10 protein-coding genes are annotated in these 15,131 nt (G+C 73.6%); 4 read left to right on the top strand and 6 right to left on the bottom strand.

Annotated elements, in window-relative coordinates; all coding sequences use genetic code 11:
• Positions 1-117 precede the first annotated feature (117 nt).
• Positions 118-2,241 (bottom strand): glycogen debranching protein GlgX, encoded by a 2,124-nt coding sequence (gene glgX / locus AB0D10_RS17115; RefSeq protein ID WP_360256695.1) that lies wholly within the window; start codon positions 2,239-2,241, stop codon positions 118-120.
• 527 nt (positions 2,242-2,768) lie between these two features.
• Here glgX and AB0D10_RS17110 point away from each other — a divergent pair.
• From AB0D10_RS17110 to AB0D10_RS17100, 3 genes are all read left to right on the top strand, one after another.
• Positions 2,769-3,947: an SAV2148 family HEPN domain-containing protein gene (locus AB0D10_RS17110; RefSeq protein WP_360256965.1), complete on the top strand. Its 1,179-nt coding sequence runs from the start codon at positions 2,769-2,771 to the stop codon at positions 3,945-3,947.
• Positions 3,948-4,005: 58 nt separating this feature from the next.
• Positions 4,006-4,944, top strand: a complete 939-nt coding sequence (locus AB0D10_RS17105) for a GNAT family N-acetyltransferase (RefSeq protein WP_360256693.1) — start codon at positions 4,006-4,008, stop codon at positions 4,942-4,944.
• 201 nt (positions 4,945-5,145) lie between these two features.
• The gene (locus AB0D10_RS17100; RefSeq protein WP_360256691.1) at positions 5,146-5,847 is read left to right on the top strand and encodes an exonuclease domain-containing protein; all 702 of its coding nucleotides are present in this window, start codon (positions 5,146-5,148) and stop codon (positions 5,845-5,847) included.
• Between the two features lie 174 nt (positions 5,848-6,021).
• On the opposite strand, the gene AB0D10_RS17095 is transcribed toward AB0D10_RS17100, so the two are convergent.
• From AB0D10_RS17095 to AB0D10_RS17075, 5 genes are all read right to left on the bottom strand, one after another.
• Complete coding sequence (locus tag AB0D10_RS17095) at positions 6,022-6,978, bottom strand: hypothetical protein (RefSeq protein WP_360256689.1); 957 nt, start codon at positions 6,976-6,978, stop codon at positions 6,022-6,024.
• A gap of 117 nt (positions 6,979-7,095) precedes the next feature.
• Positions 7,096-7,680, bottom strand: a complete 585-nt coding sequence (locus AB0D10_RS17090) for a DUF3592 domain-containing protein (protein ID WP_360256687.1) — start codon at positions 7,678-7,680, stop codon at positions 7,096-7,098.
• Between the two features lie 83 nt (positions 7,681-7,763).
• Positions 7,764-8,807, bottom strand: a complete 1,044-nt coding sequence (locus AB0D10_RS17085; protein ID WP_360256685.1) for a polysaccharide deacetylase family protein — start codon at positions 8,805-8,807, stop codon at positions 7,764-7,766.
• Positions 8,808-8,979: 172 nt separating this feature from the next.
• Positions 8,980-9,873: an aminoglycoside phosphotransferase family protein gene (locus tag AB0D10_RS17080; RefSeq protein ID WP_360256683.1), complete on the bottom strand. Its 894-nt coding sequence runs from the start codon at positions 9,871-9,873 to the stop codon at positions 8,980-8,982.
• A 118-nt stretch (positions 9,874-9,991) separates the two neighbouring features.
• Positions 9,992-12,283 carry an MMPL family transporter gene (locus AB0D10_RS17075; protein WP_360256680.1) on the bottom strand — a complete coding sequence of 764 codons (2,292 nt, stop codon included), beginning with the start codon at positions 12,281-12,283 and terminating at the stop codon, positions 9,992-9,994.
• A gap of 531 nt (positions 12,284-12,814) precedes the next feature.
• On the opposite strand from AB0D10_RS17075, the gene AB0D10_RS17070 reads away from it, so the two are divergent.
• Entirely contained in the window at positions 12,815-15,010 is a 2,196-nt protein-coding gene (locus AB0D10_RS17070) for an MMPL family transporter (protein ID WP_360256678.1), read from the top strand.
• The last annotated feature ends 121 nt before the right edge of the window (positions 15,011-15,131 follow it).

Below are 15,131 nucleotides of genomic sequence, written 5' to 3'. Positions count from 1 at the left end.
GCCCGCTGCCAAGACCCGGTGCTGACCCGAACAGGTGACCGCGCCGCCGCCGGGTTCGCCGACCGCCCGGCCCGCCGTGCTGCCGGCCCGCAGCGCTGCCGTGCTGCGCCGCGTCCGCTACGCCGGCCGTTGCAGCACCATCAGCGAGCGGTCGACGAGCCACAGCGTGTCCCCCGCCTTGACCCGCGCCCCCGTCCCCGGGGCGGGCAGCCGGGGCTGCGCGGTGTCGACCACGACCTGCCACTCCTGGCCGTGATCGGCGGGCACGGTGAACTCCAGCGGTTCGAAGTGCGCGTTGAACATCAGCAGGAAGGAGTCGTCGACGATCCGCCCGCCGCGCCGGTCCGGCTCGGAGATCGCGTGGCCGTTGAGGAAGACGGTCAGCGACTTGGCGTAGCTGGCACCCCAGTTGCGCTTGGTCATCTCCGCCCCGGTCGGGGTGAACCAGGCGATGTCGGTGAGGTCGTCGAACCCGCCGGCGGCGGACACCGGCCGGCCGTGGAAGAACCGCCGCCGCCGGAACACCGGGTGGTCGCGGCGCAGCCAGATCATCCCCTGGGTGAACTCCAGCAGCCGCGCCGACGCCCCGTCGCCCTCCGGCCAGTGCACCCAGGCGAGCTCGTTGTCCTGGCAGTAGGCGTTGTTGTTGCCCAGCTGGGTGCGGCCCAGCTCGTCGCCGTGCGAGAGCATGGGCACGCCCTGGGAGAGCATCAGGGTGGCGATGAAGTTGCGCTGCTGGCGGGCCCGCAGTTCCTCGACGGCCGGGTCGTCGGCGGGGCCCTCGACGCCGCAGTTCCAGGAGCGGTTGAAGGATTCGCCGTCGCGGTTGTCCTCGCCGTTGGCTTGGTTGCGCTTCTCGTTGTAGGAGACCAGATCGCGCAGCGTGAAGCCGTCGTGGCAGGTGACGAAGTTGATGGAGGCGATCGGGCGGCGGCCGTCGTCCTGGTAGAGGTCGGAGGAGCCGGTGAGCCGGGAGCCGAACTCGGCGAGGGTGGCGTTCTCGCCGCGCCACAGGTCGCGCACGGTGTCCCGGTACATGCCGTTCCACTCGGTCCACAGCGGCGGGAAGTTGCCGACCTGGTAGCCGCCCTCGCCGAGGTCCCACGGCTCGGCGATCAGCTTGGCCTGGGAGACCACCGGGTCCTGCTGGACCAGGTCGAAGAACGAGGAGAGCCGGTCCACCTCGTGGAACTGACGGGCGAGGGTGGCGGCGAGGTCGAATCTGAAGCCGTCGACGCGCATCTCGGTGACCCAGTAGCGCAGCGAGTCCATGATCAGCTGGAGCACGTGCGGGCTGCGCATCAGCAGGCTGTTGCCGGTGCCGGTGGTGTCCTCGTAGAAGCGCTGGTCCTGGGCGAGGCGGTAGTAGGAGACGTTGTCCAGGCCGCGCAGCGACAGCGTCGGGCCCAGGTGGTTGCCCTCGGCGGTGTGGTTGTAGACGACGTCCAGGATCACCTCGATGCCGGCTGCGTGCAGCGCCTTGACCATCGACTTGAACTCCTGCACCTGCTGGCCGCGGTCGCCGGTGGAGGAGTAGGAGGAGTGCGGGGCGAAGAAGCCGACGGTGTTGTAGCCCCAGTAGTTGGCGAGCCCGAGGTCGCGCAGCCGGTGGTCGCGGACGAACTGGTGGACCGGCATCAGCTCGATCGCGGTGACGCCGAGCTTGGCCAGGTGTTCGATCACCGCCGGGTGGGCCAGGCCGGCGTAGGTGCCGCGGATCTCCTCGGGGATGCCCGGGTGCAGCCGGGTGAGGCCCTTGACGTGGGCCTCGTAGATGACGGTGCGGTGGTAGTCGGTGCGCGGCGGCCGGTCGGTGCCCCAGTCGAAGTAGGGGTTGATCACCACCGAGTGCATGGTGTGCGGGGCGGAGTCGAGGTCGTTGCGGCGCTCGGGCGCGCCGAAGTGGTAGCCGTAGACGGACTCGTCCCAGTCGATGTGCCCGCTCATCGCCTTGGCGTACGGGTCCAGGAGCAGCTTGGCGCTGTTGTGCCGCTGGCCCAGGCCGGGGTTGTACGGGCCGTGCACGCGGAAGCCGTAGCGCTGGCCGGGTTGGACGCCCGGGAGGTAGGCGTGCCGGACGAAGGCGTCCGTCTCGCGCAGTTCGACGGCGGTCTCGGAGCCGTTCTCGTCGAGCAGGCACAGCTCGATGCGGTCGGCGCCCTCGGAGAACACGGCGAAGTTGGTGCCGGCCCCGTCGTAGGTGGCGCCGAGCGGGTAGGGCGTACCGGGCCAGACCTGCATGACTCCTCAACTTCCTTACTGCATATGGAAACTGACATGTAGTCCGACAATCGGTCCGATCATGTGCCCGGACCCGGACGCTCTCTTCCCGGCCGGGCGGCCGGGCATGTGCGCTGTTCGCATGCCGTGACGCACGGCACAGCCCGCATGATTCCGGAGCCCTTCCCCGGCGGCCGGGAGAACCGGCCAGGGTTGGTCCGAACGAGTGTCCGGCGGGCATTCGTGTGAAGAGTGGTGCGGGTGGGGCGGGGCCACCGGTGCGGGCGTCCGGCCCCTCGCCGAGGGCGCGGCCGTCGACCATCCGGCTGCGGTCGGCTCGCGACGGGCAGTACCCTTGATCGTCCGGCCGCCCGGCCTTACGAACTCTCGACAGCCCGTCAACGGTCCCCGCACCCGCGGGGGTCGGCCGCAGCAACCAGATGAGGTGGCGCATGGTGTTCCCCGCCGGCGGCCGTGGCTCCGGCCCCGACGGCCCCGACCGGGGCGCGGCCCGCGCCGAGGCCCCCACGGTGGTCATGCGCCCCGCCATGACCGGCCGCGCGCTGGTGCCCGCCCAGGGCGGACCGGTCGAGATACCGGCGCTGGCCTGGTCCGCCGCCGAGTGGGAGGACGCCTACCAGCGGGTCCGGCTGTCCGGCCGCGCCTACGTCTGGCTCAACCTCGTCGAGCAGCGGCTGCGCTCCCTCGTCGACGAGGTGCTGCACCCGATCTACGCCCCCGCCCACGGCGAGGACTGGGTCACCGCCGCCGCCGGACCGGCCGGTGAGGAGTGGGCGCACCGCGCCGGGGCCGTGCGCGAGGTCAGCCGCCGCAAGGGCTACCTGCTCGACCCCGCCGACGACGACCCGCTGGTCTTCCTGACCCTCCCCCAGCTGCGCGAGCTGATGGTCCAGCACTGGCCCTGCTTCGAGCCCTACCTGGCCGACCGGCGCGAGATCGAACTCGCGCTGGACGAACTGGAAGTGGCCCGGCACGTGGTCTCCCGCAACCGGGTGCTCACCCAGACCGTCCTGGCGCAGACCGAGCGCGCCGCCGCCCGGCTGCTGGCCGTCCTGGACGGCGGCGCGGGCGGAGTGCCCGCCGACGTGGTCGAGTCCCTGGTGGCCGGCCGCTACGCCGACGTGGTCGCGGTGCACGCCGACCGGGTCCGGCTGCAGCGCGACCTGCCGGTCGAGGACCTGCTGGACGGCGCCCGGCGGCTGGATGCGCTCGGCATCGGCCTCGGCATGCTCTGCCAGAACTACACCGGCAAGCGCCTGGTGCGACTGGCCGGGGAGGGCTGCCGGGTGCGGCTGCTCTTCCTCAACCCGGCGAGCAGCGCGGTGCGCCGACGGGAACGCGAACTCGGCCTCGGGCGGAACGAGTTGTCGCGCTCGATCGAGATGAACATCATGCACGTGCGGCGGGTCAGGGCCCGGCTGCGGGACCAGGGCGGCTTCGAGATCCGGGTCTTCGACGAGACCCCGCGCTTCACCGCCTACCTGGTCGAGGGCCCCCGGGCCGGCGGCCCGGCGGGCGGCCGCCGGCAGGGCCGCGACCTCGGCGTCGTCCAGCCCTACCTGCGCCGCGCCCGCGGCATGGAGTCCCCGGCCCTGGTGCTGCGCGGCGGCGCCGGCCAGCAGCCCGGCGGCACCGAACCCGGGCTGCTGGAGGTCTACCGCGAGGAGTTCGAAGGGATCTGGGCGGACTCCCGGCCGGTGTCCTGAGCCGCGCGGCCCGGAAACCCCATGGTCGCGGGGTGGCCCGGCTGCCAGACTGCGGGCCGTGAACAGCCTTCCCGCCTGGACCCTGGTACCCGCCGTGTTCGACGACCTCGCACGCATCACCGACCTCAAGGACCAGGTCATGCGCGCCGACCTGGAACGCCTCGGCCGGTGGGACCCGGACCGGTCCCGACGGCGGGTGGCGGACGCCTTCTCCACCAGGTGGACGTCCGTACTGCTGGTCGAGGGCGCCTTCGCGGGCTCCGTCACCGTCCGCCCCGACGGGAAGGGCGGACGCCACCTGGAGCTGTTCTACCTCGCCCCGCACCTGCAGGGCCGCGGCCTCGGCACCGCCGTGCTGCGCCGCCTCCTCGCCGACGCCGACGCCGCTCGGGAACCGGTGCGCCTGACCGTCCTGCGGGGCAGCGCCGCCCGACGGCTCTACGAGCGGCACGGCTTCACGGTTGTCGACGAGGACCCGGTCGACGTCCACCTGTACCGCCCGGCCCCCGGACCCGGCCCCGCGACCACCCCGGACCGGGCCCGCACCCGCCTTCAGGAGCAGTCCGACCTGTGGAGCACCGGTGCCGCCACCGGCCGCACGGTGATCGACGCGGCCTGCGAGGCCCTGGTCGCCGGGCTCGACGGCCCGGCCCTGCGCGAACTGGCCGCCTGCTCCTACGGCGAGGCCTTCACCGACCTGGACGACCTGCTGCCGCCCGCGCTGGCCGAACAGGGCCTGGTCTTCCACCCCCACGGCAGCCGCTCCGCCGACGGGGCCGCGCTGCGGGCGCTCGCCGCGCAGTTCCTGGACGGGAAGGTGACGGCCCGGGAACTGACCCGCCTGGTCCACCAGTGCTTCGGGCACGAGCTGGACGAGGCCGATCCGCTCTCCTGTCTCGACGACGAGTACGACATCCTGGCGTACGGCCCGCGCTCCCGGGAGGAACTGGACGCCGACGTCCTCGCCGAGGCCCGCCGACTGGTCGGCGCACCGTAGGCCCGCCGGGCCCTGCCGGAGGGGCCCGGCCCGGCCGCCCCCGAGGCCTCCCGAGGCCGCCACCCGGCCGCCCCCGACCGTCCTGCGCATGCGGAACGTCCGCCCGCCGGACGGGGGAGCGGGCGACCCGTGGGCCGGGTTGTCGGTGGGGCGGGTGATGATAGGGGCTGTTTCGAGCCGTAGGACGGAAGGACACACCTGATGAGCTGGTGGCAGCAGCCACTGGTCGGCTTCGACCTGGAGACCACGGGCACCGACCCGGCCGTGGACCGCATCGTCACGGCCGCGCTCGTGGACACGGTCGGGGCCGCCCGGGAGGGCGCCGCGCACTGGCTGCTCGACCCCGGGGTGCCGATACCCGCCGAGGCGGAGGCGATCCACGGGATCGGGGACGAGGTGGCGCGGAGCAAGGGGCGGCCGGCCGAGGAGGCGGTGGAGGAGATAGCCGCGGCGCTGTGCGAGCGGATCGCCGCGGGCCGGCCGGTGGTGGCGTTCAACGCGCCGTTCGACCTGTCGCTGCTCGACGCCGAGCTGCGGCGGTACGGGCTGGCGACGCTCGCGGAGCGCCTGGGCGGGCCGGTCGGGCCGGTGCTCGACGCGCTGGTGATCGACCGCGCCGTGGACAAGTACCGCAAGGGCTCGCGCACCCTGCAGCGGGTCTGCCACGTGTACGGGGTGGAGCTGACGGACGCGCACGAGGCGGGCAGCGACGCGCTGGCCGCCGTCCGGGTCGCCGTCGCCCTGGCCGAGCGCTACCCGGCCGAGGTGGGGGAGGTCGCGCCCGCCGAACTGCACCGGCGGCAGATCGGCTGGTACCGGACGTGGGCGGAGGGCCTGCAGGCCTGGCTGCGCCGCGGCAAGGACCCGCAGGCGGTGGTCGACCCGCGCTGGCCCGCCCGTTAGGTCCGGACAGGGCCGGTCCCGTCCGGCGTCGAGGGCCCGGCAGGACCGGCCGGACAGGACCGGCCGGACAGGGCCCGGCCGTCCGACGGCTGGGCTTCACCCCGGCCGAGGCCGCCGACCCGGGCCCGGAGGGCGGCTCCCGGCAGGTCCACCGGCTCGACCTGGCCTGAGGGGTTACTGCAGGTCCAGGCCGACCGGGTGCCCGAGGTCCACCGGACAGACGAAGACGTGCAGTTCCGCGAACCGCCCGACGGACACGCCCGGGTCCAGGCCGCTGTCCACGGTGAGCAGGTGGACCATCCGGGCGCCGCAGCCGCAGTCGACCGGGACCAGGTCGGTGGAGTGCCAGGACGGCCAGCCGCCGAGCTTCCAGCCCTCTGCGCAGGACAGCGCGCGGTGGTACTCCAGGCCGTACCGCTGCGCGAACTCCTCGGCGGCGTCGTGGAGTTCTGCGGGCAGCTCGTCCTGGTCCGGCAGGTCCACGATCTGCTTCGGGCGCACCGCGCACGGGGTCGGCAGGTACCGCTCGGCGCTGCGCCGGGGTGCCGGGGGGACGGTCGGGGCGAGGTCGGTGCCACGCTGCCAGTGGAGTTCGACGTTCGGGCCGTAGTAGTGGCGCGTGTTCGGGAGGTCCCGGTGGTCGTCGGGGCACCAGAGCACCTGCAGCCGGTCGGTTCCCTCCGGCCAGGGCAGGTGCGGGGCGTCCTCGGCACGCAGGTGCACGAGGGGCACCAGGGCGCACCCGGCGGCGGGCTGTTCGGGGACCGTCCGGTGGGTGCGCCAGCCGATCAGGTCCAGGCTGCCGCCGTCCATGATGCGGCGCCGCTCCGCGGCCTCGTCGGCGGTGAGGACGTGCGGGTCGCCGCCGGCCCGGGCGCGCTCGTGCAGTGCCCGGTCGATGCCCTCCCAGATGGCGCGGTCGGCCGCGGGGACCTCCCGGTACTCGTCGACCAGGTGCCCCGCCGTGCAGTGCGGCCAGGGCTCGCCGGCCGGCCACAGCGCCGGGCCGCCGATCCGGCTCGCCTGCGGGTCGGGCGTCGCGGCGTACGGGTGGAGCAGCGTGGCGGGCCGCAGGTACGGGGCCAGGCCCGGTACGGCGGCGACGAGTTCGGTGGGGGTGGGGCCGGTCATGGCGGCCACCCTACGGTCATCCCCGGCCGTCGAGCAGGGCGGCCTTGGCGCGCTCGAACTCGGTCGCGTCGAGGGAGCCTTCGCGGTGGAGCGCGGCCAGGCGTTCCAGTTCGGCGGTCAGCGGCGGTCAGCGGCGGTCAGCGGCGGTCGGGCGTCCCGCGGGGGAGCGCCGTCGGGCCGCGGGGCCCCGACGGCGGCGGTGGCCGGGTCGCGGGGGTCGTAGCGGACGGCGATCCGGCTGCCGGCGCGGGGAGCGTCGTGGACGGGGTAGGTCCCGGTGTGCCTGCGGGTGTGCCCGGTGCCGTCGGCCGTCAGGTACCGGACGGTGAGCCGGAGTTCGACCTTGTGGTCCTCGGCGGGGCGCAGTGTCTCGGTCGCCGTGACGGTGCCGACGCCGTGCGCTTCCAGGCGCCGCGCGGTGGCCAGGGCTGCGAGGTAGGCGCGGCGTTGCCGTGCGAGCCGCGGCCGGGCCAGGGCGGCGGCGGGCACCGCGACGGCGAGGGCGAGTGCGGTGGTGGCGAGCAGCCAGGGGTGGGTGCGGCCCCCGGTCCGGGCGGCGCCGAGCAGGGCGGCGGCGGTGGACAGCAGCCATCCGGCGCCCGCGCAGAGCAGCCCGCTGCAGGTGGTGGCGAGCGTCCGGCCGAAGCCCGTCCGCAGTTCCCGCAGGGCGAGTCGATCGCCCGTGGGCCCGTCCGTCGTCATGGCCGGATGCTGGTGCGGAGTCCGGGTGCGCGCGCGGCCGCCCGTTGCTCAGAGGGTGAACGGCGGGCGAACAGAGGGCAGTTCTAGCCTGCGGGGAAGTCGAAGGTGTACCCCTGGGCGATCAGCCAGGGCAGCAGCTGCTTGAGCGCGGCCACGGTCTGGCTGCGGTCGCCGCCGCCGTCGTGCATGAGGATCACGCCGCCCGGCCTGAGCTGGTTCTGCACGGTGGAGACGATGGCGGGAACGCCGGGGCGGGACCAGTCGCGCGGGTCGACGGACCAGCCGAGCGAGGACATCCCGAGGCCCGCGGTGATGTGCTCGTTGTCGGCGTTGAAGCCGCCGCCCGGGGCGCGGAACCAGTTGACCCGGGTGCCGGGGCCGCCGGCCTGGACGATCATGTCGCGGGCCGCGGTGATCTCGTACGCGGCCTTGTCGTGCGGGAGCTTCGCGAACGGCTGCGGGTGGTGGACGCTGTGGTCGCAGAGCCGGTGCCCGGCGGCCAGGACGCGCTTGACCATGGCCGGGTTGGCGGCGGCGTTCTGGCCGATCTCGCAGAACGTGGCCTTGACGTGGTACTGGGCGAGCAGGTCGAGGATCTGCCCGGTCGCGGGGCCGGGGCCGTCGTCGAAGGTGAGCGCGACGGTGCGGCCGCCGGAGGCGGTGGAGCCGATCACCGTGCCCGCACCGGGGTGCTCGGGCGGTGCGGCGGGCCCGGCGGGCGCGGTGGACGCGACGGGGGAGCCGGGGACGGGGGTCGCGGCCGGTGGTGCGTCGGGGGTGGTGGCCGGCGCGGCCGGGGAGGAGGAACGGGCCGGTCCGGGCGTGCGGGGCTTCGCGGGGGCGGCCGGCGCAGCCGACGAGGAGGTCCCGGGGGCGGGCGGGATCCCGTCGGATCCGGGCGTCGGGGCGATGGTGGCCGCGGCCGTGCCGGGCTGGCCGGCGGCCGACGGCTGGGTGGCGATCGGGGAGCGGGCGGTGCTGCCGCCCGACGGTTGCAGCGCCCCGCTGGCGGTGCCGCACGCGGTCAGTCCCAGGAGGCCGGCCACCGCGACGCAGCCCGCGATCAGCCTGTGCCGGGAGCGGGACGGGCGGGTCGTGGGCAAGGGGTGTCGGGCGGTCCTGTGCATGGTGGCGGCTCCTGAGGTGCGAGTTCGGTGCCGATCCCTCGGGTCAGGATGACTGTCCGGTAGGACGCCCACCGTACGTGCCCCGGTTGCCCGCCGGACCCCTTCCTTTCAGGACTCTTCTCACACCCGCCCCGGTTGGCGTCCGGCCGCGGACCGGGGTATCGCCCGGCCGTCAGAACGGGTACCAGCGCACCTCGGTGGCGCCGTCCCGCAGGGAGTCGACCCGCCGCCGGAACTCCGCCAGGGCGGCCGGGCTGCTCGCCGCCTGCTGCGCCACCCAGGAGGCGCTGGCGGTCTCCCGGGCGCCGCGCAGCACGGTGAAGCCGGGCCAGTCGCGGACGTCCCAGCCGTACGCCGCGGTGAACGCGTCGTACTCCTCGCCGGGCACGCCGTAGCGGTCGTGGGCGAGCGCGAGGACCACCAGGTCGTGTTCGCGCAGGTCGTCGGCGACGAATTCGAGGTCGAGCAGCACCGGCCCGTCCGGGCCGACGTGGACGTTGCGCGGCAGCGCGTCGCCGTGGATCACGCCGGGGCCCAGCCTCGGCGCGAGGCCGGGCAGGGCGGCTTCGAAGGCGTCCCGGCGCTCGCGCAGGAAGGCGACGTCCGCGGGGTCGACGTGGCCCTCGGCGGAGGCCAGCCAGCGTTCCACCGGGGCGAGCAGATCGCGCCGGCCGAGCGGGACGGACGGCACCGGCAGCCGGTGCAGGGCGCGCAGCAGCGGGGCGAGGTCGACCGGGCGGGCGGTGCGGACGGCGGGCGCGAGCCGGTGCCAGAGGGTGACCGGGTGCCCGTCGGCGAGCTGCGGCTCGGGCGCCACCGCGTCGTACGGGCGTACCACCGGGACGCCCTGCCCGGCCAGCCAGTGGGCGACGGCCAGTTCGCGGTGCGCCCGCTCGGACAGCTCGGGGCCGCGGCCGACCTTGGCGACGACGGCCGGGTCGCCGAGGTCGAAGACGGCGTTCTCGCCGAGCGCGAGCAGCCGGGCGTCGTCGGGGCTGGGCAGGCCGGCGGACTCGCAGGCGCGGGCGAGCAGCAGCCGGGCGCGGCCCTCGTCGAAGGGGGGCATGACGGGGCTCCGTTCCGGCGGTGTTCACCCGGGGGCCCGGGCGGTGATCATCATGACGCACGGGCGCCGGGCTCCGCGTGTGGCGGGGCCCGGCGTGATCGGTGTCACCGGTGGGGGCTCAGGCCGTGACCTTCCGGTGCCGGGCGGTGCCGTCCGCGGGGCCGGCGGGCCGTCCAGGGCCGGCGGTCGCGGTGGCGGGCGGCGGGACGGACCCGCCGTGCGACAGGTCCGGCAGCCGGTTCAGCCAGCGCGGCAGGTACCAGTTGCGGTCGCCGAGCAGGCTCATCACCGCGGGCAGCAGCACCGCGCGGATCACCGTGGCGTCGATCAGCACGGCGACCGCCAGGCCCACGCCCATCTGCTTCATCGCCTGCATGGACAGGGTGCCGAAGACCGCGAACACCGCGACCATGATCACTGCGGCGCTGGTGACCACCCCGGCCGTGGAGCGGATGCCGTGGGCGATGGCCTCCCGGGTCGGCAGTCCGCGGTCGTGGCCCTCCTTGATCCGGGAGACCACGAAGACGTGGTAGTCCATCGAGAGCCCGAAGAGGATCACGAAGAGGAACAGCGGCACCCAGGACTCCACCGCGCCGACCCCGGCGGTGCCCAGCAGCGAGGCGCCCACGCCGTGCTGGAAGACCAGCGTCAGCACCCCGTACGCGGCGCCCACCGAGAGCAGGTTGAGCACCACGGCGGTGCCGGCCACGACCGGTGAGCGGAAGGACGTGAGCATCAGCAGGAAGGCGAAGGCGACCACGAAGCCGAAGACCAGCGGCATCGCGCCGGTCATCTTGGCGTTGAAGTCGTACGAACCGGCGGTGCGCCCGGTGACCGGGGCCTCGGTGCCGGGCACCGTGAGGACGGTCGAGGGCACCAGGTCCTCGCGCAGGGACTTCAGCGCGTCGTTGCTGGTGGCGTCGTTGCCGGTGCCGTTGAGCGGGATGTCGACGGTGGCGACGTTCCGGTCGGCGTGCACGGCGACCTCGACCGGGCCGTGCATCCGTCCGCCGGCCAGCGCCTTCGCCTTGAGGTCGGCGATCGCGGCGGTCATCGCGGGGGAGTCGATGTCGGCGGCCTTGATGACGACGGTGGCCGGGGCCGGGCTGCCGGGGAACGCGGCCTCGATCTTCTGCGAGGCGGTGACCAGCGGGTTTCCTGCGGGCAGTTGCTGCTGGAAGGTGAGGTTGGCGGTGCGCATGGTGAGCAGCGGTGCGGCCAGGGCGAGCAGGAAGGCCCCGGCGAGCAGGGTGGAGGCCAGTGGGCGGCGCAGCACCGGGGTCAGCACGGCGTTCCAGAACCGTCCGCCGGTCCGCGCGGCGTCCGGGCGGCGGAGCCCGGCGAGGAGGGGCACCCGGCCCCGGTCGACCCGGTCGCCGAGCATCGACAGCAGTGCGGGCAGCACGGTCAGCGAGCCGAGCACGGCGGTGACCACGACCAGGATGGTGGCGAAGGCCATCGCCCGGAAGTCGGCGATCCCGGTGAGGAACATGCCGGCCATGGCGACCACCACGGTCACGCCGGAGACCAGCACGGCCCGGCCGCTGGTGGCGGCGGCGACGGTCAGCGCGGTGTGCGCGTCGTGCCCGGCGGCCCGCTCCTCGCGCTCGCGGCGCAGGTAGAAGAGGCAGTAGTCGACGCCGACGGCGAGGCCGACCAGCAGCATCACCGAGCCGGCGTCGTTGCTGGTGTGCAGCAGGCCGCTGCTGAGCGCGACCAGCCCGGACGCCGCGACGAAGGCGGTCAGGGCGAGCACCACCGGCAGGACGGCGGCGACCAGCGCGCCGAAGGCGATCAGCAGGATGCCGAGGGCGAGCGGCACGGCCGTCCACTCGGCGCGCGAGAAGTCGTTCTTGAACTGGTCCTGGATCCACTTGTCGGAGCTGGCGTCGCCGAGCTCGACCACGGTCAGGCCGGGGTTGCGGGTCTGCACGCCGGCCACCGCGTCCATCACGGAGGTGACGTTCTCGACGGCCTGCTCCCGGTCGCCCTTGAGCGTCACCAGGACGAGCGCGGAGTGGCCGTCGGGGGAGACCGCCTTGGAGTCGTACGGCGAGCGGACCTCGGCGGCCTTGCCGGTGCCGTCGACGGCGGTGACCACCTGGCCGACGGCGGCACGGAAGTCGGGGTCGTCGGCGCTGCGGGTGGCGCTCTGGACGAGGACGGTCTCGCTCGCCGGACTCTTCAGGCCGGCCTCGTCGAGGATCTTCGCGGCCCGGGAGACCTGTCCGGGCATCGACTCGGCCTCGGTCACCTGGGTGCTGCCGTGCATGCCGCCGAGCGCGGCGGCCAGCACGACGAAGAGCAGCCAGCCGAAGACGGCGGTCTTCCGGTGCCGGGCGCTCCAGACGCCCATCGCGGCAGCCACGCCGAGTCTGGCCTTGACGGGTCCGGGCGGTACGGGCTTCACGGGAGGTCCCCCCTGGGAGTGCGGCGGTCGTCGCCGGACGGGAGCGGCGGCGGCTGCCGTGGTCAACGGTGCCGCCTGCCGCTGCGCGCCGGGTGCGGATCCGGCGTCCCAACAGACAGTAGGGAAGCGGGGGTTGGCGGGTAATCCGGCTGGCGGGTGACGCTGCCCTGGGGCTGGCCTCGGGGGTGGGGTGGGGTTATCCCTACCCTCCGACCCCGAGAACTCCTCCTCGGGGGTAGGGGACCCGACTCCACCCTGAGGGGGAGATGACTCCACCCGGAGCACGAGGTCAAGGGGGTCGGGCTCGGGGGAAACTGGGTCGGGGCCGTTTCGGGGGGCCCTTGTACGGGGGGTTGGAATACGGGGGCTCCTTGCCGGGCGGCAAGCAAGTGCTCGTAAGATGATGCCCCACACCACTTACCTGCCGACCGGCAAGGGCGTGTCGCCGACACGTCCGGGCCGGTCCTGCCGTCGCCCAGCGTCCCGTCCCCCAAGGGCTGCGGTGAACCATGCCCAGGAGGCATCACGAGCATGTTCCACCGACTAGGACACTTCGTCGTTCGCCGTGCGTGGTGGGTGATCCTCGCCTGGGTCGTCGCGATGATCGCCATCGTCGCGTCGGCCCCGAAGGTCACCTCCCAGACGGACGAGTCCGCGTTCCTGCCCAAGCACTACGAGTCCATCCAGGCGGCGCAGCTCCAGGAGCAGGCCTTCCCGTCGAGCTTCACCCCCGCCGCGCTGCTGCTCTTCGAGCGCAACGACGGCCAGGCGCTGAACGACGCCGACCAGGCCTCGATGGACAAGGTCGTCAACGGCCTGACCGCCGCGAACATCCCCGCGGTCGAGAAGATCCTGCCGGTCGACCCCAAGACGTCGAAGTCCAAGGACGGCAAGTACGCGCTGTCCATGGTCGCCATCGACAAGACCAAGATGCAGACCGAGGAGTACCCCGACGCGGCCAAGAAGCTGCGCGAGGAGGGCTCCAAGCTCGCCGACGGCAGCGGCCTGAAGTTCCAGGTCGGCGGTCAGGCCGCCAGCTCCCTGGACCAGAAGGACGCCTCCGGCGCCACCGACGCCATCGTGATGCTCGGCAGCCTGCTGCTGGTCATCCTGATCGTCGGCATCATCTTCCGGAGCATCCTGGCCGGCCTGCTGCCGGTCCTGCTCTCGCTGGTCATCGCGATGCCGGTGGCCAACGGCCTGATCGCCGACGCGATCAAGATGTTCGACCTGAAGTCCTCGCCGATGACCTCCGCGATCCTGATCATCGTGGTCCTCGGCGTCGGCACCGACTACTTCCTCTTCCTCGCCTTCCGCTACCGCGAGCGGCTGCGCCTGGGCGAGGACCGCAAGACGGCCGTGGCCAACGCCGTCGGCCGGGTCGGCGAGGCGATCGCCTCCGCCGCCGGTGCCGTCGCCGTCGCCTTCGCCGTGCTGATCCTCTCCAGCCTGGGCATGTTCACCGCGCTCGGCCCGGCGCTGGCCATCGCGGTCATCGCGACCGCCCTGGTCTCGCTGACCCTGGCTCCGGCCGTGCTGGCCGTCCTTCCGTCCAAGGCCGTGTTCTGGCCCGGCAAGAAGTGGATGCAGGAGCCGAAGAACGCCCGCTTCGCCGCGCTCGGCCGGATGACCGGCAAGAAGCCCGGCCTGGTCGCCCTGGTCTCCGGCGGCATCCTGCTGGTGCTCACCCTGGCCGGCGTCAACTACAACGGCACCTACGACCTGGCGGGCAGCTCCATGCCCAAGGGCAAGGAGTCGATGGTCGTCCAGGACAAGCTGATGACCGCGTTCTCGGCCGGCGCCGCCGACCCGAGCCACGTCTACCTGACCAGCACCAACGGCGCCAAGCTCGGCGAATCCGCGATCAAGGACTTCGCCGACAAGCTCCAGGGCGTCCCCGGAGTGGCCTCCGTCGTCACGCCGAGCACCGAGAACAAGGCGATCAGCGCCGACGGCACCACCGGTGACTTCACCGTGATGCTCAACGACGCGCCGGCCTCCAACAAGGCCATCGACACCATCGCGAAGGTCCGCGACACCGCCCACGCCTCGGCCCCGGCCGACACCAAGACGCTGGTCGGCGGCATCACCTCGGTGTACAAGGACATCAACACCGCGATGGTGCACGACTACACGCTGGTCTTCCCGATCGCGGCCCTGATCATCATGCTCATCCTGGGCCTGCAGCTGCGCAGCGTGGTCGCGCCGTGGTACCTGATGGCCTCGGTCGGCCTCGGCTTCGGCGGCACCCTCGGTGCCACCACCCTGGTGTTCCAGAACATCAAGGGCGAGCAGGGCCTGATGTTCATGCTGCCGATCTTCATCTACCTCTTCGTGGTGGCGATCGGCACCGACTACAACATCCTGATCATCTCCCGCCTCCGCGAGGAGGCCCGCGAGGGCCGCAACCCGCGCGAGGCGGCCAGCGAGGCCATCAAGCACGGCGGCCCGACCGTCGCGGCGGCCGGCTTCATCCTGGCGGCCTCGTTCGCGACCTTCATGCTCGCGGGCAACGTCCTCTTCATGGAGCTCGGCTTCTCGCTGGCCTTCGGCATCGTGCTGGCGGCCTTCGTGATGGCGATGTTCTTCACCCCGGCCCTGACCGCGCTGCTCGGCCACCGCGCCTGGTGGCCCGGCCACGCCGACAGCCCCGGCCACGGCCACGGCGAGGGGCCGGCCCCGCTGGCGGGCGCGCACGGCGTGCCAGAGCCGGCCGGACGGCACTGACGCGGCGCCGGTCCGGGCCCGCCCGGGGTCCGTGCGGATCGCCGCCGCCAAGGCCGATGCCGCAGCCCGAACCCCATTCCCGAGCACGCACCACGAGCAGGACCACCACATGACCCCCGCC

Origin of the sequence: Kitasatospora sp. NPDC048545 (genome assembly GCF_040651155.1) — a bacterium.
Classification (GTDB): domain Bacteria; phylum Actinomycetota; class Actinomycetes; order Streptomycetales; family Streptomycetaceae; genus Kitasatospora.
Note: the sequence above shows the minus strand (reverse complement) of the source record. Positions and strands in the feature narration are given on the sequence as shown.